This window comes from Cellulomonas algicola, assembly GCF_019024305.1.
GTDB classification, from domain to species: Bacteria; Actinomycetota; Actinomycetes; order Actinomycetales; family Cellulomonadaceae; genus Cellulomonas; species Cellulomonas algicola.
This window is the reverse complement of record NZ_JAHKSJ010000010.1, coordinates 1-22,035: the sequence shown is the minus strand read 5'-3', so window position 1 is coordinate 22,035 and position 22,035 is coordinate 1. Positions and strand designations below refer to the sequence as shown.

Here is a 22,035-nt window from a genome sequence, read left to right as displayed (position 1 = left end):
ACGTACGGGCACTGCTCGACGCACGTGGCGTGGGGGAGCGGGCCACGCGTTCGGGACGGCGGGACGCACGTGGCGTGGGGGAGCCGGCGGCGCGTACGGGACGGCGGGACGCCCGTGCGCGCGGGCGCGGATCACCCCTGCGCGTCCGGTCCGCGGTGACACGTGCGACCGGAGCGCGGTGACACGTGCGCAGCCGCAGCGAGTGACAGGTGCGCGAGGCAACTAGACGAGCGACGAGCCGCAGGAGTTCCCACCGCGCCGGAACTGCACAGGACCCGCCGGGTGAATTTCGTCACGGGGGACGGTCGAATCGGACATCGATTCAGACAATGCGTCCACAATCGCCCGCGACTGCGCCGGAGGAGTGAAGTTGCGGCTTGTTCGGCGCGTGTGTTTCCCGTCACCGTAGGGGCCATGAACGAGACGACGGCTCCCCGGGGGCACCGCGGCCCCCGCGCCGACGCCTCGTTCTCGGCATTTCCGATGAATGTCTCCGGTCCTTTCTCGGGTCGTGTCCGTCCGGACGTGGCCGTCGGGAACGGGGGCGTCGTCGGCGCCGTGCGCACGGCGGCCACGCAGCGCGCGACCACCCCCTCCATGGTCCAGCCGGAGTGCTCGGCCCCCTCATGCGCGCCCGGCCGCGCACGCACGAACGGAGTACCTCGATGACGAGTGCACTGGACGCAGCGCCGTCCCGTCTGCGGTTCGTCGGCACCGCGCCGGTCGGCGTGATCCCGAGCCCCCGCACCGCGGCGCCGGCACCCGTCGAGGACGTCGACGTCGCGTCGGCCCCGGTCGTCGAGCCGCTCATCGCCGAGGCGTGGGACGACTACAAGTCGACCGGCAGCCGCGCGGCGCGCGAGCAGCTGATCCTGCACTACGCCCCGCTCGTGTCCGCTGTCGCGGGCCGCGTCGGCATGCGCCTGCCGAGCACGGTCGAGCAGGCCGACCTCGTGTCGTACGGGATGTTCGGGCTCATCGACGCGATCGAGAAGTACGAGACCGGTCGTGCCGTGAAGTTCGAGTCGTACGCGTCCTCCCGCATCCGCGGCGCGATCATCGACGAGCTCCGGGCGATGGACTGGGTCCCGCGCTCGGTGCGGACGAAGGCCCGTTCCGTCGACCGTGCGTACGCCGAGCTCGAGGCGAAGCTGCACCGGGCGCCCACGGAGTCGGAGGTCGCGGCGCACCTCGAGATCGCGGTGTCGGAGCTGCGCCAGACGTTCTCCCAGCTGTCGACCGTGAACATCGCGGCGCTCGACGAGCTGCTCGGCGGCGGCGAGGACCGTCAGGCGGGCGTCAGCCTCGTCGACACCCTCGGCGACGAGCGCACCGAGGACCCGGCCGGCTCGCTCGACGCGGCGGAGACGAAGTACCTCCTGGCCCGCGCGATCGAGCAGCTGACCGACCGTGAGCGCATGGTCGTCGTCCTCTACTACTACGAGGGCATGACGCTCGCCGAGATCGGCCGAGTCCTGGGCGTGACCGAGTCGCGCATCTCGCAGATGCACACCGCGGCCATGCTGCGGCTGCGCACCCGCCTCGTCGAGGCCGAGCAGGCCTGACGACCCCGCACCACCCGGCGAGGCCGAGATCGCCTCGTCCCAGGGCGCGTCCGCCTCGTCGAGCGGACGCGCTGCGCGTGTCGGCGTCGACCGGACCCGACGGACGCTCGCCGCTCACGTCGGCATCGACGGGACAGGCGGGCGCGCCCTGCGGATGCGGGCGTCGTCGATCGGACGTGCCCGCTCTGCTTCCGGCGAGCGGACGTGCCACGCGGGTGCCGGGGACCGGCGGACGGGCCGCGGGCGGGTCACCGCGTGGGCAGGAGCACGATCGGCCCGCCGTCGACGAGGGCGACCGGGTCGAGGTAGACGTCGCCCCGTCGCACACCCCAGTGCAGGCACGCGTCCGCCGCGCAGTGGCCGCCGTCCGGGCTCACCGTGCCGACGGGGTCGCCGGCTGCGACGCGACCCCCCGTCGCCACCACCGGGGTGACCGGTTCCACGGAGGAGCGCAGCCCGTCGTCGTGCGTCAGCGTCACGACGCCGCGGCCCGCGACGACGCCGACGAACGTCACGACGCCCGGCGCCGGTGCCCGCACGACCGTGCCGGGCGCCGCGCGCAGGTCGACGCCGCGGTGCCCGGCCGCCCAGGGGGCGGGCGGGGCCTCGAACGGGGCCGTGACGGCGACGGGCGGCTCGAGCGGCCAGACGTAGCGGGCCACCGGTCGTCGGACGTCCGGCGCGCCGGTGCCCGCCGTCGATGCGGACACCGGCGCGGGGAGCGCCGATGCGGACACGAGCGTGGTGACGGTGCCGAGCGTGACCAGGGTCGAGACCACGCGGGCGGGAAGCCGCGCCCGACGGCGGGACGACGTGCCGCCGTGGGTCGGCGGACGAGGGACGCGTCGACGGGGGAGCGAGAAGCTGGACACGTGCCGAGCGTGGCGCGGACCGTGACCGTCGCGCCGGGATCAGGCCGCGACGGTGGACAGGCGCGGTCGGCTCCGGGCTGGGGACGGGTCGCGGGGGCGCCGGACGGGGCACGGCCCGACGTCGGCTAGACTTCCCCTGCGACCGGTCCGTGCCGGTCGACATCGCGCACCACCGACCCGCCTCGTCGTCCGCCTCGCGGACCTCGACCGGGGTCGGGCGCTGCACCGGTCCGCAGGACGTCCCGCTCGTCGGGGGTCCGCGGCGCAGCCCCTGACGTGGTGCCAGGGGCCCCGACCTGGTGTCGGAGCCGACAACCGAGACGCGGGGGCGCCGCGGCGGCCCCGCCCAGTCGCGCGCACCGGCCGGTGCGCGCGACTGGGCGGGGCCGCCGCGGCGGCCCCGCCCAGTCGCGCGCACCGGCCGGTGCGCGCCGGAAGGACGTGCCATGGCCGTCGTGACCATGCGCCAGCTGCTCGAGAGCGGTGTCCACTTCGGGCACCAGACCCGCCGCTGGAACCCCAAGATGAAGCGCTTCATCTTCACCGAGCGCAACGGCATCTACATCGTCGACCTGCAGCAGTCGCTGTCCTACATCGACCGCGCGTACGACTTCGTCAGCCAGACCGTCGCCCACGGTGGCTCGATCCTCTTCGTCGGCACCAAGAAGCAGGCGCAGGAGCCCGTCGCCGAGCAGGCCGCGCGCGTCGGCATGCCGTACGTCAACCAGCGCTGGCTGGGTGGCATGCTCACCAACTTCTCGACGGTCCACAAGCGCCTGCAGCGCCTCAAGGAGCTCGAGCAGATCGACTTCGACGACGTCGCGGCCTCGGGCCTGACGAAGAAGGAGCTGCTCGTCCTGCGTCGCGAGAAGGACAAGCTCAGCAAGACCCTCGGCGGCATCCGTGACATGGCCAAGGTCCCCTCGGCCGTGTGGATCGTCGACACGAACAAGGAGCACCTCGCGGTCGACGAGGCGCGCAAGCTCGGCATCCCGGTCGTCGCGATCCTCGACACGAACTGCGACCCGGACGTCGTCGACTACCCGATCCCGGGCAACGACGACGCGATCCGCGCCGTCCAGCTGCTCACCCGCGTGATCGCGGACGCCGCCGCCGACGGCCTGCTCAAGCGCCACTCGGGCCGCACCGCCGCCGCGGAGGGTGCCGAGGCCGACGCCGAGCCGCTCGCCGAGTGGGAGCGTGAGCTCCTCGCCGGTGCCGAGGCCGACCTGCAGTCCGGCTCGTCCGCCGCTGCGCCGGCCGCCGTGCAGGCCGACGCGCCGACCGCTGCCGACGTCGTGACGACGGACGCCCCGGCTGAGGAGGCCGCTGCGGCCGCCGAGGCCGCGGAGACCGTCGAGGCCGCCGCGGCCGCTCCCGCCGAGGGCGACGAGGCCAGCCCGGCCGCCGCCGGCGACGAGGCCGCCCCGGCCGAGGGCGACGCGGCGTCCCACTGACGCGCGTCCTCCTGCACACCCCTTCGACCAGAACGGAACACTGATGGCGAACTACTCGCTCGCTGACATCAAGGCGCTGCGCGAGAAGACCGGCGCGGGCATGCTCGACGTCAAGAAGGCGCTCGAGGAGGCCGAGGGCGACTCGGACAAGGCGCTCGAGATCATCCGCGTGAAGGGCCTCAAGGGCGTCGGCAAGCGCGAGGGCCGCTCGGCCTCCGACGGCCTCGTCGCGGCGCACGTCGGTCCGACGGCGGACGGCGAGGGCCAGACGGGCGTGCTCGTCGAGGTCAACTCGGAGACGGACTTCGTGGCGAAGAGCCCGAACTTCGTCGCGCTGGCCGACCGCGTCCTCGCGGCGGCGGTCGACTCGGCCGCCCGCGACGCGGACGCGCTGCTCGCGACCGAGGTCGACGGCTCGAGCGTGCAGTCGATCGTCGACGAGACGGCCGCCACCCTGGGTGAGCGCGTCGTCGTGCGCCGTCTGGCCCGCGTGGCCGGCGAGCACGTCGAGGTCTACCTGCACAAGGTCAACAAGGACCTGCCCCCGCAGGTCGGCGTCCTCGTCGCCACGGACGCGGCCGGTGCCTCGGTCGCCCGTGACGTCGCGACCCACATCGCCGCCTTCTCGCCGTCGTACCTGACGCGCGACGAGGTCCCGGCGGAGACGGTCGAGAACGAGCGTCGCATCGCCGAGGAGACGGCTCGCACCGAGGGCAAGCCCGAGGCCGCGCTGCCGAAGATCGTCGAGGGCCGCCTCAACGGCTTCTTCAAGGAGAACGTGCTGCTCGACCAGGCGTTCGCGAAGGACCCGAAGAAGTCGGTCGGCCAGGTCCTCACCGAGGCCGGCGGCACGCTCACCGGCTTCGTGCGCTACCGCGTGGGAGCCTGACCCCATGTGATCGACGGTGGCCCCGGCCCGCAAGGGTCGGGGCCACCGTCGCACGGGGCGCCCCACGACCTGCCGCCGAGAAGGCCCGCGGTCGCCGCGCCTGCCCGACACCCGGACGACCAGCACCCACCCCGACCGTCGATGGAGGCCGCAGTGACCCAGGACCCGAGTACGACCGGCGAGCCCGCGCCCGCCCGGCGCGTCCTGCTCAAGCTCTCCGGCGAGACGTTCGGCGGCGGTGACGTCGGCCTCGCGGCGGACGTCGTGCAGCGGGTCGCCGCGGAGATCGCGGTCGCGGTGCGCTCCGGCGTGCAGGTCGCGATCGTGGTCGGGGGTGGCAACTTCTTCCGCGGTGCGGAGCTGTCGCAGCGCGGCATCGACCGGGCCCGTGCGGACTACATGGGCATGCTCGGCACGGTGATGAACTGCCTGGCGCTGCAGGACTTCCTCGAGCAGGCCGGCGTCAGCACGCGCGTGCAGACGGCGATCGCGATGGGCCAGGTCGCGGAGCCGTACATCCCGCTGCGGGCGATCCGGCACCTGGAGAAGGGCCGCGTCGTGATCTTCGGCGCGGGCGCGGGGATGCCGTACTTCTCGACCGACACCGTGAGCGTGCAGCGCGCCCTGGAGACGCACTGCCAGGAGGTGCTCATGGGCAAGAACGGCGTCGACGGCGTGTACACGGCGGATCCCCGCAAGGACCCGTCGGCGGTCAAGCTCGACCACCTGACCTACACCGACGCGCTCGTCGGCGACCTGGGCGTCATGGACGCGACGGCGCTGAGCCTGTGCCGCGACAACGACGTGGTCATGCGCGTCTTCGGGCTCGAGGAGCGGGGCAACGTCACCCGAGCCCTGCAGGGTGAGAAGATCGGCACGCTGGTCACGGCGAGCTGACGCACCGAGCCCGCACGCCCGACCCCCAGACGACAGCAGCACGAAGGAGCAGCGGTGATCGACGAGACCCTCCTCGAGGCCGAGGAGAAGATGGACAAGGCGGTCGAGGTCGCCAAGGACGACTTCGCGACGATCCGCACGGGCCGGGCCAACGCGGCGATGTTCTCGAAGGTGTTCGTCGACTACTACGGCAGCCCGACGCCCCTCCAGCAGCTCGCGTCGTTCAACGTGACCGAGGCGCGCACGATCCTGGTCTCGCCGTTCGACAAGTCGTCGACGACGGCGATCGAGAAGGCGCTGCGCGACTCCGACCTGGGCGTGAACCCGACGAACGACGGCAACGTCATCCGCGTCGTGCTGCCGGCCCTCACGGAGGAGCGTCGCCGCGACTTCGTCAAGCTCGCGAAGTCGAAGGCGGAGGACGCCCGCGTGTCGGTGCGCTCCGTCCGGCGCAAGGCCAAGGAGGAGCTCGACCGCATCGTCAAGGACGGCGAGGCGGGCGAGGACGAGGTCGTGCGGGCGGAGAAGGAGCTCGAGGCGCTCACCAAGAAGCACGTCGAGACCATCGACCACCTGCTCGCCTCCAAGGAGAGCGAGCTCCTCGAGGTCTGATGACGGAGCACAGCACCATCGCCGCGCCGAAGACCCTCCGGCCGGGCCGCGACCTCCCGGTCGCGGTCGTGGTCGGCGTGACCCTGCTCGTCGGCGTCGTCGCCTCGCTGTTCATCCGCAAGGAGATCTTCGGCGTCGTCGCGATCGTGGCGGTCTGCGCGGCGCTGTGGGAGCTGGCGCAGGCGTTCGCGCGCCGCAACATCCACCTGCCGCTGCTCCCGCTGCTCGTCGGCGCGGTCGGCACGCTCGTGTCGGCGTACCTCGCGGGCCCGGAGGCGCTGTTCGTCGCCTTCATGCTGACCGTCGGCGGTGTCGTCGTCTGGCGCGTGCTCGACGGTAGCGGCGAGGCGGCGCTGCGCGACGCGAGCGCGGGCGCGTTCGCGGCGGCGTACCTGCCGTTCCTGGCGGGTTTCGCGATGCTGCTGCTCGCGGAGCCCGACGGGCCCTGGCGCGTGATGCTGTTCATCCTGCTCGTGGTCGCGAGCGACACGGGCGGGTACGCGGTCGGGGTGCTGCTGGGCCGGCACCCGCTCGCACCGTCGGTGAGCCCGAACAAGACATGGGAAGGGCTGCTGGGCTCGGTCGTCCTGGCGAGCGTCGTCGGCGTCGTCGGGGTGCAGGCCGCGTTCGGCGGCGAGCCGCTCGTCGGCGTCGTCATGGGGCTCGCGACCGTCGTGACGGCGACGCTGGGGGACCTGGCCGAGTCGATGCTCAAGCGCGACCTCGAGCTCAAGGACATGGGCCGGCTCATCCCGGGCCACGGCGGGATCCTCGACCGGCTCGACTCGTTGCTCCTCACGGCACCCGTCGCCTACGTCATCCTCGCGGTGCTGCAGCCTGCGGGCTGACGCGCACGCCACGCGCCCGCCGCTCGCGGCCACCCGCGCCGCCGCTCGACCCCGTCCCACCGACACCCAGAAGGGGGTGCCCCGCATGACCGGTACACCCGTGCGCCTCGACCTGTCCTCGCCGACCCGCGGACCGCGGGGCAAGCCGCCCAAGCACTTCGTCGACCTCACGCCCGAGCAGCGGGTCGAGGCCGTGGCCGAGCTCGGCGAGAAGCCGTTCCGCGCCAAGCAGCTCGCCACGCACTACTTCACGCACCTGACGAACGACCCGGCGCAGATGACGGACCTGCCGAAGGCGACGCGCGACAAGCTCGTCGAGGGCCTGTTCCCGACGCTGCTCACGGCGCACCGCACGCTGACCGCGGACCAGGGCACGACCGTCAAGACGCTGTGGCACCTGTTCGACGGTGCCAAGGTCGAGTCGGTGCTCATGCGGTACGCGAACCGCACCACGCTGTGCATCTCGAGCCAGGCGGGCTGCGGTCTCGCGTGCGCGTTCTGCGCGACGGGTCAGCTGGGCCTCACGCGCAACCTGTCGACGGCGGAGATCGTCGAGCAGGTGCGGGCTGCGGCGCGGTCGCTGGCCGACGGCGAGGTGCCCGGCGGACGGACGCGCCTGACGAACGTCGTGTTCATGGGCATGGGCGAGCCGCTCGCCAACTACAAGGCCGTCATGGAGACCGTGCGGCGTCTCGTGGCGCCCACGCCCGACGGCCTCGGCATGTCGGCGCGCAACGTGACGGTCTCGACCGTCGGCATGGTGCCGGCGATGGACCGGCTCGCGAACGAGGGCATCCCCGTGACGCTCGCGCTGTCGCTGCACGCCCCCGACGACGAGCTGCGCTCCGAGCTCGTGCCGGTCAACACGCGCTGGAGCGTCGACGAGGCGATCGACTCGGCGCACCGCTACTTCGAGAAGACCGGCCGCCGGGTGTCGATCGAGTACGCCCTGATCCGGGACGTGAACGACCACGCGTGGCGCGCGGATCTGCTCGGCGAGAAGCTCGCGGCGCGCGGCAAGGGGTGGGTGCACTGCAACCCGATCCCGCTCAACCCGGTGCCGAACTCGCGGTGGACGGCGAGCGATCCCGAGGTGGAGCGCGAGTTCGTGGCACGCTTGCGAGCGCACGGGATCCCGACCACCATCCGGGACACGCGCGGCAGCGAGATCGACGGGGCGTGCGGACAGCTCGCCGCGGAGGAGGACTGAGTGAGCGACGGCATGTTCCGGACCGTCTCCGGCCTGAAGCAGGGATACGACCCGGACGAGGTCGACGACTTCTTCACGCACGCGCGCCAGGTGTACGAGGCGGGCCCGTCGTCGGGGCTGTCGAGCAAGGACGTGCGCGGCGTCGCGTTCGACATGGTCCGCGGCGGCTACGTGACCGCGGCGGTCGACGCGGCGCTCGACCGGCTCGAGCAGGCGTTCGTCGCGCGGCAGCGTGCGGAGTTCGTGCAGCGCAACGGCCAGGACGCGTGGATGGCCAAGCTCAGCGAGCAGGCGCGGACCCTGTACGGGCGTCTGTCGCGTCCCGATGGCGACCGGTTCGCCGCGCCGGAGGGGCGTCAGCAGGGCTACGAGCCCGCGGACGTCGACGCCCTGTGCCACCGCCTGGTCGCGTACTTCGACAAGGGCACGCCGCTGTCGGCGGCCGAGGTCCGGGCGGCGACCTTCCGCAGCCGCCGGGGCCGCAACGCCTACGCCGAGCAGTCGGTGGATGCGTTCCTCGCGCGTGCGGTCGAGGTGCTGCTCGGCGTCGAGTGACGCCCGCGACGTGCGCCGTCGTCGGCGAGTGACGCCCGCGGCGTGCTCAGCCTGCGGCGGATGACGCCTTCGACCTGCTCCGCCGGCGTCGAGCGTCGCGACGCGGCCGGCGGTGTCCCCGCACGGTCCGCGCGTCCGGGAGGATGGGCGAGTGAGTGAGCGCAGCGTCGTCATCCTCGGCTCGACGGGGTCCATCGGCACCCAGGCGATCGACGTCGTCCGCCGCAACCCCGACCGGTTTCGCGTCGTCGGGCTGAGCGCGGGCGGGCGGGACGTCGCGACGGTCGCCCAGCAGGCGCGTGACCTGCGCGTCGAGACGGTCGCGGTGGCCGACCCGGCCGCGGGTGATCCGCTGCGCGCCGCGCTCGACGGCACTGGCGTGGAGGTCGTCGCCGGCCCGGGCGCGTCGACGGACCTCGCGGGCCGCGGGGCGGACGTCGTGCTCAACGGCATCACGGGGTCCGTGGGCCTGGGGCCGACGCTCGCGGCGCTGCGCTCGGGCAGCACGCTCGCCCTGGCCAACAAGGAGTCGCTCGTCGTGGGCGGTGCGCTCGTGCACGCGGCGCGCGTGCGACCCGACCAGATCGTGCCGGTCGACTCCGAGCACTCCGCGATCGCGCAGGCGCTGCGCGGCGGGGCGCGCGACGAGGTGCGCCGGATCGTGCTGACGGCGTCGGGCGGGCCGTTCCGCGGGTGGTCGCTCGACGACGTCAAGGCCGTGACGGCGACGCAGGCGCTCGCGCACCCGACGTGGTCGATGGGCCCGGTCGTGACGGTCAACTCCGCGACGCTCATGAACAAGGGCCTGGAGCTCATCGAGGCGCACCTGCTGTTCGGCGTGCCGGTCGAGGACATCACCGTCGTCGTGCACCCGCAGTCGGTCGTGCACTCGATGGTCGAGTTCGTCGACGGCTCGACGATCGCGCAGGCGTCGCCGCCGGACATGCGCCTGCCGATCGCGCTCGGCCTGTCGTGGCCGGACCGCGTGCCCCTCGTCGCGCCGCCGTGCGACTGGACGACCGCGACGGCGTGGACGTTCGAGCCGCTCGACGAGGAGGTGTTCGGCGCCGTGCGGCTGGCCCGCCACGCGGTCGCCGCGTCCCCGACCCACCCGGCGGTCTACAACGCGGCGAACGAGGAGTGCGTCGACGCGTTCCTCGCGGGCCGGATCGGCTTCCTCGACATCGTGTCCACGGTCGAGCGCGTGCTCGCCGAGCACGACGGCACGGACCCCGACGACCTGTCGCTCGACGCGGTCCTCATCGCGGAGCGGTGGGCGCGGTCGCGTGCGCACGAGGTGCTCGCGCAGCGCTGACCCGGGCGACCGCGTCGCCGAGCAGCCGCACGGGCGCCGGCGGCCACGTGGGGGAGCGGTGCCCGACCCACGGCAGCCGGACGAGGGGCCCGCCCGCGCCCGTCACGAGGTCGGCGAGGGTGCGCCCGGCGAGGTTCGCCGCGGCCACGCCGTCGAACCCCAGCCCGCGCACCCAGCCGATGCCGTCGTCGTCGAGGCCGACCGAGGGGTGCCCGTCGCGTGCGACGCCGACGGTCGCCGACCAGGCGTGCGTCGACGGCGTTGCGGCCAGGTCGGGGAACAGCTCACCGAGCGTCGTGTGCAGCGCGGTCGCCGCGCGGTCGACGCCGGCCGGCGACGCGACGGCGCGCCCGCTCACGTCGACGAGGACGAGCCGCCCGTCGGCGGTGCGCTCACCCCGGACGCGTGCGGCGGCGTCGACGAACGTCTGCGACCGGGCGAGCCCGACCGCGTCCCACTGCGCGGAGGTCAGCGGCGAGGTCGCGACCGCGACCCCGTGGCGCGCGACGACCGAGCGGCCCGAGCCCGGCGTGAGCGGCGCGCCCGCACCGGTCGCGACGACCGTCCACCGGGTCCGCACGATGCCCCGGTCGGTCGCGACGGCGCGCGGCGACACGCGCAGCGCCCGGGTCCGCTCGACGACCCGGCCCCCGCGTGACAGCACCACGTCACGCAGCCCGAGCGCGAGGGCCGCGGGCTGCAGGCGCGCGCAGTCGGGGCTGTACGCACCCGCGAGGACGCCGGCCGCACGCACGTGCTCGGCGACCTCGTCGGGTGCGAGCAGGTGCACGTCGTCCTCGAGGTCGGCCGCGACCTGCACGTGCGTCGCGATGCGCTCGACCTCCGCAGGGGTGCGCGCGAGGCGGACGGACCCGCCGTACGCGAACCCGCAGTCGACCTGCTCGGCAGCCGCGGCGCCGCCGACCTCGACGACGGCGTCCCGCAGCGCCGCCCGCAGCGCCCGTGCGCCTGCGAGCCCGTGCAGGCGGACCAGCTCCTCGCCCGGCACGTCCAGGTCGGCGGAGCACCAGCCCGACCCGTGGCCCGTCGCGCCGGCACCGGTGACGTCGGCCTCCACGACGAGCACGTCGAGCGAGGGGTCGGCCTCGAGGAGGTAGTACGCGGTCCACAGCCCCGCGAGCCCCGCGCCGACGACGACGACGTCGGCCTGGTCGTCGCCGTCGAGCGGTTCCCGCGGGCGCAGCGCGCCGGGGTCGTCGTCGAGGAGCTGGTCGAGCCACAGCGGGTGCGTGCGAGCGGTCGCCATGCCGGGACGGTAGTGGCGCGCGCGGGTTGCCGACAGCCGACACGACGCGGTCGGCGACGCGCGCCTGCGCCGGTCGGGTGGTCTGCGGGCCGCTCCGCGAACGGTGTCAGCGGACTCCCAGCCGGACGCGGGATGATGGTCGCCGGCCCGGGCAGCGACCGGGCCCGTCCGCGTGCCTGCGGACGTCTCGCGTGGAGGTGTCGGGACCGCATGGAGTTCCTGGTCGGCGTGCTGATCGTCGTGGTCGTGCTGCTGCTGTCGATCGCGTTGCACGAGGTCGGGCACATGGTGCCCGCCAAGCGCTTCGGTGTCCGCGTCAGCCACTACATGGTCGGGTTCGGCCCGACGCTGTGGTCGCGCACGAAGGGCGAGACGGAGTACGGCCTCAAGGCGATCCCGCTGGGCGGCTTCGTGCGGCTCGTCGGGATGTACCCGCCCGACGAGGCCGTCGGCAACCCGCCGGCCCGCACGTGGATCGGCCGGCTCGCGCGCGACGCGCGGCAGGCGAGCGCCGAGGAGATCCGCCCCGGCGAGGACCACCGGGCGTTCTACCGGCTCTCGACGCCGAAGAAGCTCGTCGTCATGCTCGGCGGTCCCGTGATGAACCTCCTGATCGCCGTGGTCCTCATGGTCGTGGTGCTCGTCGGGATCGGGATCCCCTCCGGGCAGAGCACGACGCTCGAGTCGGTCTCGCAGTGTGTCATCCCCGCAGACGCACCCGCCGACCGCGCCTGCACGGACGGCGACGAGCCCGCGCCGGGCGCCGCGGCCGGGCTGCGGCCGGGGGACACCGTGGTGTCGTACGACGGCACCGCCGTCGAGTCGTGGGAGCAGCTGACGGACCTGATCCGGGCAACGGGGGGCGAGAGCGTGCCGGTCGTCGTCGAGCGCGACGGCCAGCAGGTGACGCTGTCGGTGACGCCCGTCGTGGCCGAGCGCCCCGTCATCGGCGAGGACGGCGGCCCGGTGCTCGACGCGGACGGCGAGATGAAGACGGTCCCGGCCGGCTTCCTCGGCGTGACCGCGGCCCAGGCCATCGAGCGGCAGCCGTGGAGCGAGGCGCCCGAGTCGGTCGCGTCGGCCACGTGGCAGACCATCGGGGTCGTCGCGACGCTGCCGACGAAGGTCGCGGACCTGGCACGGTCGACGTTCGCGCACGAGGAGCGCGACCAGAACAGCATCGTCGGCGTCGTGGGCATCGCCCGGTTCGGCGGTGAGATCGGCGCCGCCGACCTGCCGTTCTCGGTGAAGATCGCCGGCTGGCTCCAGATGCTCGCGATGCTCAACGTCGCCCTGTTCGTCTTCAACCTCATCCCGCTGCCCCCGCTCGACGGCGGTCACGTCGCGGCGGCGCTCTGGGAGGGTGTCCGCCGTCAGGTCGCGCGCCTGCGCGGCCAGCCGCGGCCCGGGCCGTTCGACGCGGCGAAGCTCGTCCCGCTCGCGTACACCGTGTTCATCCTGCTCGGCGCCGTCGGGCTGCTGCTGGTCTACGCCGACATCGTCAACCCGATCACCATCTGACCTGCGCGGACCCGGCGGACCGCGGCGCACGGCGCAGGTTCCGTGCGGGTTGTGTGGCGTCGGTCGCTCGGGCCCGGTCCGGGCGTGCGACGGTGCGATGATGGGGGCGTGAGCACCCCGATCAGCCTCGGCATGCCGGCTGCGCCCGTCCCCGTCCTGGCGCCCCGGCGGGCCTCCCGCAAGATCCGCGTCGGCAAGGTCGAGGTCGGCGGCGACGCCCCGATCAGCGTCCAGTCGATGACCACCACGCCGACGACCGACATCAACGCGACGCTCCAGCAGATCGCCGCCCTCACGGCGTCCGGCTGCGACATCGTCCGCGTCGCCGTGCCCAGCCAGGACGACGCCGACGCGCTGCCCGCGATCGCGCGCAAGTCGCAGATCCCGGTGATCGCCGACATCCACTTCCAGCCGAAGTACGTGTTCGCCGCGATCGACGCGGGCTGCGCCGCCGTCCGCGTGAACCCCGGCAACATCCGCAAGTTCGACGACCAGGTCAAGGAGATCGCGCGCGCCGCGTCCGACGCCGGCGTCTCGCTGCGGATCGGCGTCAACGCGGGCTCGCTCGACCCGCGGCTCCTCGCCAAGTACGGCAAGGCCACGCCCGAGGCGCTCGTCGAGTCGGCCGTGTGGGAGGCGTCCCTCTTCGAGGAGCACGGCTTCCACGACTTCAAGATCTCGGTGAAGCACAACGACCCGGTCGTCATGGTGCGCGCCTACGAGCTGCTCGCCGAGGCCGGCGACTGGCCGCTGCACCTCGGCGTGACCGAGGCCGGCCCGGCGTTCCAGGGCACGATCAAGTCGGCGACCGCGTTCGGTGCGCTGCTCAGCAAGGGCATCGGCGACACGATCCGCGTCTCCCTGTCGGCCCCTCCCGTCGAGGAGGTCAAGGTCGGCATCCAGATCCTGCAGTCGCTCAACCTGCGGCCCCGCAAGCTCGAGATCGTGTCGTGCCCGTCCTGCGGTCGCGCCCAGGTGGACGTCTACACGCTGGCCGAGAAGGTCACCGCGGGTCTCGAGGGCATGGAGGTGCCGCTGCGCGTCGCGGTCATGGGCTGCGTCGTCAACGGCCCCGGCGAGGCGCGCGAGGCGGACCTCGGCGTCGCGTCCGGCAACGGCAAGGGGCAGATCTTCGTCAAGGGCGAGGTCATCAAGACCGTCCCCGAGTCCCTCATCGTCGAGACGCTCATCGAGGAGGCCATGCGCCTCGCCGAGACCATGGACCCCGTCGAGGCCGGGCAGGGGAGCCCGACGGTCTCCGTCGGCTGACCGAGGTCCGTGCCGGGGACGGCGGGTCGCCGGACGACAGGTCCGGTCGCCGTCCGTGGTGCACAATCCGTGTCATGGGTTCTCGCCGCGCGATGCTGCTCGACGAGCGGGCAGGGGGACGCGTCCTGACGGACGTCGACCTCCGTGCTGCGCTCGCCGTCTGCGCGCTCGACCCGGTCGCCGCGGTCCTCGCGACCGCCCGCCTCGAGCAGGCCACCGTCAGCGGTCTGCGGTCCGCCGGCGGGACGCTGTGGGGCTTCGCGCACGACGGCGCGCTGCGCGCGGTGTGCTGGGCGGGCGCCAACGTCGTACCGGTCGTGCCGACCGACGACCCGCAGCTCGCGGCGCGCGCGCTCGACGCGTTCGCGGGCCTCGCACGCGCCCAGGGCCGCCGCTGCTCGTCGATCGTCGGCTCCGCCGACATGGTGCTCGGCCTCTGGGACCGGCTGAGCCGGACCTGGCCCGCGGCCCGCGAGGTCCGGGCCGACCAGCCGTCGATGGTCATCGACGACGAGCCGCGCATCGCACCCGACCGGACCGTCCGCCGCTCCCGGGTCGAGGAGTACGACCTCGTGCTCCCCGCGTGCATCCGCATGTTCACCGAGGAGGTCGGCTACTCGCCCGCCGGTGGCCCGGGAGGTCCGTACGAGACGCGCGTCCGCGGGCTCATCGGCTCGGGCCGCTCGTTCGTGCGGGTCGAGCGGGAGGACGGCCGGCGCGGCCCGCGCGACACCATCGTGTTCAAGGCCGAGCTCGGGGCCGTCGCCGGGGGAGTCGCGCAGGTGCAGGGCGTGTGGGTCACGCCCGAACGGCGCGGCGAGGGGCTCTCGGAGGCGGGCATGGCGGCCGTCGTGCAGCTCGCGCGGTCCGCGGAGACGCCCGTCGTGTCGCTCTACGTCAACGGGTACAACCACCGCGCGCTCGCGGCGTACCGCGCGGTCGGGTTCCGCCAGGTCGGCACGTACGCGACCGTCCTGTTCTGACGGCGGGCTTGCTCCCGACGGGGCTCGGCTTTCGACACGGCTCAGCTCCCGACGGCGGGCTCAGCTCCCGACGACGCGCTCAGCGCAGGAGCCGCGACATCCGGCGGTCCGCGAGCGGCCTGCCGCCCGTCTGGCACGTCGGGCAGTACTGCAGGGACGAGTCGGCGAACGAGACCTCGTGCACGGTGTCGCCGCACGGCACGCCGTCCCACCCCGGGCACGCCTCACCCGTCCGGCCGTGCACGCGCATCCCGCGCCGCTTCGCGTCCTTGAGCTCGGCGGCGGGCCGGCCCGACGCGGCGGCGACCGCGTCGGTCAGGACCTGCCGGATCGCGACCCACAGCGTGGCCGTCCGGTCGGCGTCGAACGACCGCGTGGGGGCGAACGGGCTCATGCGTGCGGCGTGCAGGATCTCGTCCGAGTAGGCGTTCCCGATGCCGGCGATCGTGCCCTGGTCGCGCAGCAGGCCCTTGACCTGCTGGTTGCGGGCCGCGAGCAGCTCCGCGAGACGGTCCTCGGTGAACTCGTCGGACAGCGGCTCGACGCCGAGCGTCGCGATCTGCGGGACCGCGGTCGGCTCCTCGACGACGTGCACCGCGAGCCGCTTGCGCGTGCCCGCCTCGGTCAGGTCGAAGCCCGAGCCGTCGTCGAGCCGCACGCGCAGCGCGATCGGCGACTTGCCGGGCCGGACGGGCCGCGGCGAGAGCTCGTCGGACCAGCGCACCCAGCCCGCACGCGACAGGTGCCAGACGAGGTGCAGCGGCTCGCCGGTCGACGTCGCGACCATGAGGTCGAGCCACTTGCCGTGCCGCACGACGTCGACGACCGCGCCGCCGACGAGCGCGTCGGGCGGCGGCCGGAACGTCTTGAGCGCGCTGATCGCGCCGACCTCGACTCCGGACACGGCACGGTCCACGGCGCGCCCGCGCAGGAACTGCGCGAGCGCCTCGACCTCAGGCAGCTCGGGCACCCGCCCATCCTGGCCGAGACCGCCCACACCGCGACAGCGGACGCACGGGCGACCCTGCCGCGACCACTAGGCTCGCCCCCATGCTCCTGCGCCTGTCCACGCTCTTCGTCCGCACGCTGCGGGAGGACCCCGCCGACGCCGAGGTCGCGAGCCACAAGCTGCTCGTCCGCGCGGGGTACATCCGTCGGGCCGCGCCCGGGATCTACACGTGGCTGCCGCTCGGGCTGCGGGTGCTCGGCAAGGTCGAGGCCGTCGTGCGCGAGGAGATGGCGGCCGCGGGCGCGCAGGAGGTGCACTTCCCGGCGCTGCTGCCCAAGGAGCCGTACGAGGCGACGGGCCGGTGGAGCGAGTACGGGCCGAACATCTTCCGGCTCAAGGACCGCAAGGGCGGCGACTACCTCCTCGCGCCCACGCACGAGGAGCTGTTCACGCTGCTCGTCAAAGACCTGTACTCGTCGTACAAGGACCTGCCGCTCACGCTCTTCCAGATCCAGACGAAGTACCGCGACGAGGCGCGTCCGCGCGCGGGTCTGATCCGCGGGCGCGAGTTCGTCATGAAGGACGCCTACTCGTTCGACGTCGACGACGCCGGGCTGGACGCGTCGTACGCCGCGCAGCGCGCCGCCTACCAGCGCGTGTTCGACCGGCTCGGCCTCGAGTACGTGATCGTGACCGCGACGTCGGGCGCGATGGGCGGCTCGCGGTCGGAGGAGTTCCTCACGCCCACCGCGATCGGCGAGGACACGTTCGTCCGGTCCGCGGGCGGCTACGCCGCGAACGTCGAGGCCGTCACGACCGTCGCGCCGCCCGCGCTCGACTGGTCGGACGCGCCCGCAGCGCACGTCGAGGACACGCCCGACACCCCGACCATCGAGTCGCTCGTCGCGCACGCCAACGCCCACCAGCCGCGCCCCGACCGGGAGTGGACGGCCGCCGACACGCTCAAGAACGTCGTGCTCGCGCTGGTGCAGCCCACGGGCGAGCGCGAGCTGCTCGTCGTGGGTCTGCCCGGCGACCGCGAGGTCGACCTCAAGCGCCTCGAGGCCGGGCTCGCCCCCGCCGAGGTCGAGGCCGCGGGCGAGGCCGACTTCGCCGCGCACCCCGAGCTCGTCAAGGGCTACATCGGTCCCGGCGCGCTCGGCCCGAACGTGCCCGTCGCCGAGGGGGCCGAGCGGACGGCCGTGCGCTACCTCCTCGACCCGCGGGTCGTCGACGGCACGCGGTGGATCACCGGTGCGAACGAGCCCGGCCGGCACGTCTTCGACCTGGTGGCCGGGCGGGACTTCACCGCCGACGGCACGGTCGAGGCCGCCGAGGTCCGCGCGGGCGACCCCGCGCCCGACGGGTCGGGCCCGCTCGAGCTCGCGCGCGGCATCGAGATCGGCCACATCTTCCAGCTGGGCCGCAAGTACGCCCAGGCGCTCGGCCTCACGGTCCTCGACCAGAACGGCAAGGCGCAGGTCGTCACGATGGGGTCCTACGGCATCGGCGTGACCCGCGTGCTGGCCGCGCTGGCCGAGGCGAACCACGACGACCGCGGCCTCGCGTGGCCCGCGCACGTCGCGCCCGCGCACGTGCACGTCGTCGCGACGGGCAAGGACGCGACGGTCTTCGACGCCGCTGACGAGATCGCGCGCGACCTCTCCGGCCGTGGCATCGAGGTGCTGTACGACGACCGGCCCAAGGTGTCGCCCGGCGTGAAGTTCGCCGACGCCGAGCTGCTCGGCGTCCCGCTCGTCGTCGTCGTGGGACGCGGCCTCGCCGAAGGGCTCGTCGAGGTCCGTCCGCGGGCCGGTGGCGACGCGCAGCAGGTGCCCGTCGCGGACGTCGTCGAGCACGTCGCCGCACGCGTCCGCGAGCTCCTCGCCGACTGACGGTCCCCGGGCCGGCGCACGTCGGCCCCCGGCCTGCGCCGGGGCGCCGTCGGCGGGGCAGGGGATCGGCCGCGTCAGTCCGCCGTCGGCGAGGAGAGCGGCGCGGGCGCGTCACCCCGCCGTCGGCGAGGAGAGCGGAGCGGCCGCGGTCAGCCCGCCGTCGGTGTGGGGAGCGGCGCGGCCGCGGTCAGCCCGCCGTCGGTGTGGGGAGCGGCGCGGCCGCGGTCAGCCCGCCGTCGGTGTGGGGAGCGGCTCGGCCGCGAGCTCGGGCATGCCCGGGAACGCGACCGGGGTCGCACCCCACGCACGCGCCTGGCGCGTCGCGTCCGCGAGGCCCGTGAGCAGCTCGGCGCGGGCGCCCGCGTCGGCGGAGGCGACGAGCGTCGCGTAGGTGTCGGCGACCGCCGACTCGGCACCGCGTGCGACGCCGGCCGCGACCGTCGGGTCGTCGAGTCCGGCGGGCAGCGCGTACGCGACGCGACGCGGGTCGTCGAGCTGTCCGGCCGTGCCCGCGGAGGTCGCCCACCGCTCGGCCGCGTCGCGGTGCCCGGCGGCGGTCTGACGCGCGAGCGTGCGCGGGTCACCTTCCAGCTTCGCGGCGACGACCTCGAGCGCGTACCCCGCCTCGTCGTGCGCGAGCGTGAGGGCGTCGAGGTCGGCGCGGTCGAGTCCCGCCGGAGCGGGGGCCTCGTCGGCCGCGGAGCCGGGCGTCGGGGTCGCGGACGGTGTCGGCGGCTGGTCGGCGCCGCCCTCGGGCGTACCGTCCACTCCGGCCCGGAGCGCGATCTCGGGCGCAGGGAGACCGAGCGCCGTGGCCAGCCGTCCGGCCAGGTCGGTCCGGGCGGTCGCGACGGACCCGACCAGGCGCGCGAGCGGCCCGTCGGGGACGGCGTCCGCGTCGGCGAGGGCCGTCGCGGCGTCCTCGGCGAGCTCCGCCAGGACGGACTCGGCGGTCGGCGCCGGGGAGGCGGTCGTGCTGCTCGGCGACGCCGACGGCGTCGGCTCGGGCAGCCCCGAGTCGTAGACGCCGCCCAGCTGCTCGGCGTGCAGCTCGCCGAACGCCGCGACGTCGGCGAGCACGGCGGCGACGGGCTCGGCGGGAGCGGCGTCGAGGAGCGTCCGCGCGTCCTGCGCCAGACCGAGCGCGTCGTCGACCGTGCGGCCGCGCACGTGCTCGACGGCGTCCGGGGACGGCTCGACGGGCGGGGGTGTCTCGAGGCGCAGGCCGCAGCCGGTCAGCAGGGTCGCGGTGGCCGCGACGACGACGAGCGTCACCGCCCGGCGGAGCGGCACGGGCCGGCGGCGGGAGGTCGGGTGGTCGGGTGCGCTCATCGCCGGTGATCCTCCCACGACGACGTGGCGCGTCGACGCGGCGACCGACGGGTGTGCCCGGACTCGTTACGCTGGTCCCACAACATCACAGGGTCGAGCCGCGTGCCGGTGACCCGTCGGAACCGACAGGAGGCCCTCCCATGGTCGCGCCAGCACCCGCCCAGCGGGTCCGGCAGGTCGTCGAACCGGCGGTGGCCGGCCTCGGCCTCCTGCTGGAGGACGTCGAGGTGGCGAGGGCCGGGGCACGGTCGGTGGTCCGCGTGGTCGTGGACGTCGCCGAGGACGACGAGGGCGAGCTCGACCTGGACCGGGTCGCCGAGGTGACCCGTGCGGTGTCCGACGCGCTCGACGCGCAGGACGTCGTGGCGGGGGAGTACACCCTCGAGGTGTCGAGCCCGGGCGTGTCGCGTCCGCTCACGGAGCGCCGGCACTTCGCCCGCGCGGTCGGTCGCTCGGTCACCGTGCGCCTCGTCGACGGCGGGACGCTCGCGGGCCGCCTGACGGCCGTGGAGCGCGGGACGACGGACGCCGACGACGCGGTCGTCGTGGTGCCGGTGACGCCGGGCGCGAAGGGGCGGCGTCCGAAGACCGGCGACCCCGTCCGGCTGCTGCTGACCGACGTGCGCGACGCACGCGTCGAGGTGGACCTGAGCGGCCTCGGACCTGTGGACGACGACGACGTGGCCGGCCCGGGTGCCGACGCCGCCGGACGGGAAGGCTGACATGGACATCGACATGCAGGCGCTGCGCCTGCTGGAGCGCGAGCGGGAGATCAGCCTCGACGTGCTCGTCTCGGCGATCGAGCAGGCGCTGCTCTCGGCCTACCACCGCACCCCGGGGTCGCACCCGCGGGCGCGCGTCGAGGTCGACCGCCGCAGCGGGCACGTGACGGTGTGGGCCCGCGAGCCCCAGCCCGTCGGCGAGGACGGCCGCCCGGTCGAGGTCGACACCCCCGAGTTCGACGACACCCCCGACGGCTTCGGCCGCATCGCGACCGCGACCGCGCGCCAGGTGATCGTCCAGCGGCTGCGCGACGCCGAGGACGACCAGGTGCTCGGCACGTTCCGCGGCAAGGAGGGCGAGGTCCTCGGCGGCGTCATCCAGCAGGGGCGCGACCCGCGGACCGTGCTCGTCGACGTCGGCGGCACCGAGGCCGTGCTCCCGCAGCACGAGCAGGTGCCCGGCGAGGAGTACGTGCACGGCGACCGGCTGCGCGCGTACGTCATCGAGGTCGCGCGTGGCCCCCGCGGCCCGCAGGTCACGCTGTCGCGCACGCACCCGAACCTCGTGCGCCGGCTGTTCGCGCTCGAGGTCCCGGAGGTCGCCGACGGCACGGTCGAGATCACGGCGATCGCCCGCGAGGCCGGGCACCGCACCAAGATGGCCGTCCGCGCGACGGTCGCCGGGGTCAACGCGAAGGGCGCGTGCATCGGCCCGATGGGCGGCCGCGTGCGCGCTGTCATGGCCGAGCTGCACGGCGAGAAGATCGACATCGTCGACCACTCCGACGACCCGGCCGAGATGATCGCGCACGCGCTGTCGCCCGCCCGCGTGGTGTCGGTCACGGTCGTCGACGAGGCCGCCCGCGCCGCCCGCGTCGTCGTGCCCGACTACCAGCTGTCGCTCGCGATCGGCAAGGAGGGCCAGAACGCCCGCCTGGCCGCGAAGCTGACCGGCTGGCGCATCGACATCCGGTCCGACGCCGAGGTCCCCGGGGCCGACGGCGGGCCTGCCGCCGGCGCGGCCCGGCACGACGCCGGCGAGGCCCCGCGGGGCGGCGCCGGTCAGCACCGGTGACGCGGAGGGGTAGACTGTCGACGGCTGGGCCGGATGCCCGGCTCTCCTCGCCGAGCAGGCGGACCCCCGACCCCGCACCCGTGGTGCCTGTCGTGGGACCGGTGCGCACGTGCGTGGGGTGCCGAGCGACCGGCCCGAGGTCAGCCCTGCTGAGGGTGGTCGCCCCCGCCGCCGGTCCCGGAGTCCCGGAGCTGGTCGTGGACGTCGGTCGCCGGATGCCGGGCAGGGGAGCGTGGCTGCACCCCGATCGTGCCTGCCTCGAGCTCGCCGAACGCCGCAGGGCGTTCGGGCGGGCCCTGCGGCTGCCGGGTCCGCCCGGTACGCGCGCGGTCCACGAGCACCTCGAGCAGCACGAGCAGTGAGCGTCACCGGGTCCCCCTGGTGACGTGGCCGATCGTCGAGAAGGAAGCGGGTTGGAAGCCGATGGCTACCCGATGAGCACGCACCGATGAGTACCCAGCGATGAGTACCCAGCACTAACGACGGTCCGACCCTGTCCGGGGGCGGGCCAGGACAGGAGAGATGTGGCCAAGGTCCGCGTCTACGAGCTCGCCAAGGAGCTCGGAGTCGACAGCAAGACCCTCATGACCAAGCTGAACGAGCTCGGTGAGTTCGTCCGCTCGGCGAGCTCGACCATCGAGCCGCCCGTCGTGCGCAAGCTGCGCGACACCTACCCCGCAGGTGGCGGTGCCTCGGCACCGAAGGCCGCTGCGCGCCCGGCTCCCGCCGCGCCCGCGGCTCCGGCTCCGGCCGCACCCGCACCCGCCGCCGCGGCCCCCGCGCCGGCGGCACCCGCCCCGAG

The 22,035-nt window shown here is 74.4% G+C and carries 21 protein-coding genes; 17 read left to right on the top strand and 4 right to left on the bottom strand.

Going from position 1 to position 22,035, the window contains the following annotated elements; genetic code table 11:
- The first annotated feature begins 665 nt into the window (after positions 1-665).
- A complete protein-coding gene (gene whiG / locus KOV94_RS09260; protein ID WP_124343940.1) occupies positions 666-1,565 on the top strand; it encodes an RNA polymerase sigma factor WhiG in 900 nt (299 codons plus the stop codon).
- A 248-nt stretch (positions 1,566-1,813) separates the two neighbouring features.
- Here whiG and KOV94_RS09255 read toward each other — a convergent pair whose 3' ends face one another.
- Entirely contained in the window at positions 1,814-2,344 is a 531-nt protein-coding gene (locus KOV94_RS09255; RefSeq protein WP_218051875.1) for a M23 family metallopeptidase, read from the bottom strand.
- 539 nt (positions 2,345-2,883) lie between these two features.
- Here KOV94_RS09255 and rpsB point away from each other — a divergent pair.
- From rpsB to dxr, 8 genes are all read left to right on the top strand, one after another.
- Complete coding sequence (gene rpsB / locus KOV94_RS09250; protein WP_124343703.1) at positions 2,884-3,894, top strand: 30S ribosomal protein S2; 1,011 nt, start codon at positions 2,884-2,886, stop codon at positions 3,892-3,894.
- A gap of 43 nt (positions 3,895-3,937) precedes the next feature.
- A complete protein-coding gene (tsf, locus tag KOV94_RS09245; RefSeq protein ID WP_124343702.1) occupies positions 3,938-4,783 on the top strand; it encodes a translation elongation factor Ts in 846 nt (281 codons plus the stop codon).
- Positions 4,784-4,924: 141 nt separating this feature from the next.
- Complete coding sequence (pyrH, locus tag KOV94_RS09240) at positions 4,925-5,680, top strand: UMP kinase (protein WP_124343701.1); 756 nt, start codon at positions 4,925-4,927, stop codon at positions 5,678-5,680.
- Between the two features lie 54 nt (positions 5,681-5,734).
- Positions 5,735-6,292, top strand: coding sequence for a ribosome recycling factor (frr, locus tag KOV94_RS09235; RefSeq protein ID WP_124343700.1), 558 nt, complete (start codon positions 5,735-5,737; stop codon positions 6,290-6,292).
- On the top strand, positions 6,292-7,140 hold the full coding sequence (locus KOV94_RS09230; RefSeq protein ID WP_124343699.1) for a phosphatidate cytidylyltransferase: 849 nt from the start codon (positions 6,292-6,294) through the stop codon (positions 7,138-7,140). The genes frr and KOV94_RS09230 overlap by 1 nt, the downstream gene beginning before the upstream one ends.
- Before the next feature lie 85 nt (positions 7,141-7,225).
- Positions 7,226-8,350, top strand: coding sequence for a dual-specificity RNA methyltransferase RlmN (rlmN, locus tag KOV94_RS09225; protein WP_218051874.1), 1,125 nt, complete (start codon positions 7,226-7,228; stop codon positions 8,348-8,350).
- Entirely contained in the window at positions 8,351-8,905 is a 555-nt protein-coding gene (locus KOV94_RS09220) for a DivIVA domain-containing protein (protein WP_124343697.1), read from the top strand.
- 151 nt (positions 8,906-9,056) lie between these two features.
- Complete coding sequence (gene dxr / locus KOV94_RS09215) at positions 9,057-10,220, top strand: 1-deoxy-D-xylulose-5-phosphate reductoisomerase (protein ID WP_218051873.1); 1,164 nt, start codon at positions 9,057-9,059, stop codon at positions 10,218-10,220.
- Here the strand turns inward: dxr and KOV94_RS09210 are convergent.
- Positions 10,165-11,487 carry an NAD(P)/FAD-dependent oxidoreductase gene (locus KOV94_RS09210; RefSeq protein ID WP_218051872.1) on the bottom strand — a complete coding sequence of 441 codons (1,323 nt, stop codon included), beginning with the start codon at positions 11,485-11,487 and terminating at the stop codon, positions 10,165-10,167. The two genes, dxr and KOV94_RS09210, sit on opposite strands and share 56 nt — an antisense overlap.
- A 210-nt stretch (positions 11,488-11,697) precedes the next feature.
- Between KOV94_RS09210 and KOV94_RS09205 the strand changes: the two genes are divergently transcribed.
- From KOV94_RS09205 to KOV94_RS09195, 3 genes are all read left to right on the top strand, one after another.
- Complete coding sequence (locus KOV94_RS09205; protein ID WP_124342552.1) at positions 11,698-13,008, top strand: M50 family metallopeptidase; 1,311 nt, start codon at positions 11,698-11,700, stop codon at positions 13,006-13,008.
- A gap of 132 nt (positions 13,009-13,140) precedes the next feature.
- On the top strand, positions 13,141-14,277 hold the full coding sequence (ispG, locus tag KOV94_RS09200) for a flavodoxin-dependent (E)-4-hydroxy-3-methylbut-2-enyl-diphosphate synthase (protein WP_200829680.1): 1,137 nt from the start codon (positions 13,141-13,143) through the stop codon (positions 14,275-14,277).
- 74 nt (positions 14,278-14,351) lie between these two features.
- A complete protein-coding gene (locus KOV94_RS09195; protein WP_124342554.1) occupies positions 14,352-15,260 on the top strand; it encodes a GNAT family N-acetyltransferase in 909 nt (302 codons plus the stop codon).
- Positions 15,261-15,339: 79 nt separating this feature from the next.
- On the opposite strand, the gene KOV94_RS09190 is transcribed toward KOV94_RS09195, so the two are convergent.
- Complete coding sequence (locus KOV94_RS09190) at positions 15,340-16,230, bottom strand: Fpg/Nei family DNA glycosylase (RefSeq protein ID WP_218051871.1); 891 nt, start codon at positions 16,228-16,230, stop codon at positions 15,340-15,342.
- Between the two features lie 80 nt (positions 16,231-16,310).
- Here KOV94_RS09190 and KOV94_RS09185 point away from each other — a divergent pair, with 80 nt between their 5' ends.
- Positions 16,311-18,104 carry a proline--tRNA ligase gene (locus KOV94_RS09185; protein WP_124342556.1) on the top strand — a complete coding sequence of 598 codons (1,794 nt, stop codon included), beginning with the start codon at positions 16,311-16,313 and terminating at the stop codon, positions 18,102-18,104.
- Positions 18,105-18,329: 225 nt separating this feature from the next.
- On the opposite strand, the gene KOV94_RS09180 is transcribed toward KOV94_RS09185, so the two are convergent.
- On the bottom strand, positions 18,330-19,436 hold the full coding sequence (locus tag KOV94_RS09180) for a DUF4439 domain-containing protein (RefSeq protein ID WP_124342557.1): 1,107 nt from the start codon (positions 19,434-19,436) through the stop codon (positions 18,330-18,332).
- Between the two features lie 140 nt (positions 19,437-19,576).
- Here KOV94_RS09180 and rimP point away from each other — a divergent pair, with 140 nt between their 5' ends.
- From rimP to KOV94_RS09160, 4 genes are all read left to right on the top strand, one after another.
- A complete protein-coding gene (rimP, locus tag KOV94_RS09175) occupies positions 19,577-20,158 on the top strand; it encodes a ribosome maturation factor RimP (protein ID WP_218051870.1) in 582 nt (193 codons plus the stop codon).
- Position 20,159: 1 nt separating this feature from the next.
- On the top strand, positions 20,160-21,233 hold the full coding sequence (nusA, locus tag KOV94_RS09170; protein ID WP_225916401.1) for a transcription termination factor NusA: 1,074 nt from the start codon (positions 20,160-20,162) through the stop codon (positions 21,231-21,233).
- Complete coding sequence (locus KOV94_RS09165) at positions 21,230-21,595, top strand: YlxR family protein (RefSeq protein WP_124342558.1); 366 nt, start codon at positions 21,230-21,232, stop codon at positions 21,593-21,595. Before nusA ends, KOV94_RS09165 begins: the two co-directional genes overlap by 4 nt.
- A gap of 162 nt (positions 21,596-21,757) precedes the next feature.
- On the top strand, positions 21,758-22,035 hold a 278-nt coding region (locus tag KOV94_RS09160), incomplete at its 3' end, for a translation initiation factor IF-2 N-terminal domain-containing protein (protein ID WP_218051869.1).

Coding starts and splice junctions, on each gene's coding strand:
- rlmN (WP_218051874.1), top strand. CDS start 7,226: ATGACCGGTACACCCGTGCGCCTCGACCTGTCCTCGCCGACCCGCGGA.
- KOV94_RS09180 (WP_124342557.1), bottom strand. CDS start 19,436: ATGAGCGCACCCGACCACCCGACCTCCCGCCGCCGGCCCGTGCCGCTC.
- KOV94_RS09185 (WP_124342556.1), top strand. CDS start 16,311: ATGCTCCTGCGCCTGTCCACGCTCTTCGTCCGCACGCTGCGGGAGGAC.
- tsf (WP_124343702.1), top strand. CDS start 3,938: ATGGCGAACTACTCGCTCGCTGACATCAAGGCGCTGCGCGAGAAGACC.
- pyrH (WP_124343701.1), top strand. CDS start 4,925: ATGGAGGCCGCAGTGACCCAGGACCCGAGTACGACCGGCGAGCCCGCG.
- ispG (WP_200829680.1), top strand. CDS start 13,141: ATGCCGGCTGCGCCCGTCCCCGTCCTGGCGCCCCGGCGGGCCTCCCGC.
- KOV94_RS09210 (WP_218051872.1), bottom strand. CDS start 11,487: ATGGCGACCGCTCGCACGCACCCGCTGTGGCTCGACCAGCTCCTCGAC.
- KOV94_RS09230 (WP_124343699.1), top strand. CDS start 6,292: ATGACGGAGCACAGCACCATCGCCGCGCCGAAGACCCTCCGGCCGGGC.
- whiG (WP_124343940.1), top strand. CDS start 666: ATGACGAGTGCACTGGACGCAGCGCCGTCCCGTCTGCGGTTCGTCGGC.
- rimP (WP_218051870.1), top strand. CDS start 19,577: ATGGTCGCGCCAGCACCCGCCCAGCGGGTCCGGCAGGTCGTCGAACCG.
- KOV94_RS09195 (WP_124342554.1), top strand. CDS start 14,352: ATGGGTTCTCGCCGCGCGATGCTGCTCGACGAGCGGGCAGGGGGACGC.
- rpsB (WP_124343703.1), top strand. CDS start 2,884: ATGGCCGTCGTGACCATGCGCCAGCTGCTCGAGAGCGGTGTCCACTTC.
- nusA (WP_225916401.1), top strand. CDS start 20,160: ATGGACATCGACATGCAGGCGCTGCGCCTGCTGGAGCGCGAGCGGGAG.
- KOV94_RS09205 (WP_124342552.1), top strand. CDS start 11,698: ATGGAGTTCCTGGTCGGCGTGCTGATCGTCGTGGTCGTGCTGCTGCTG.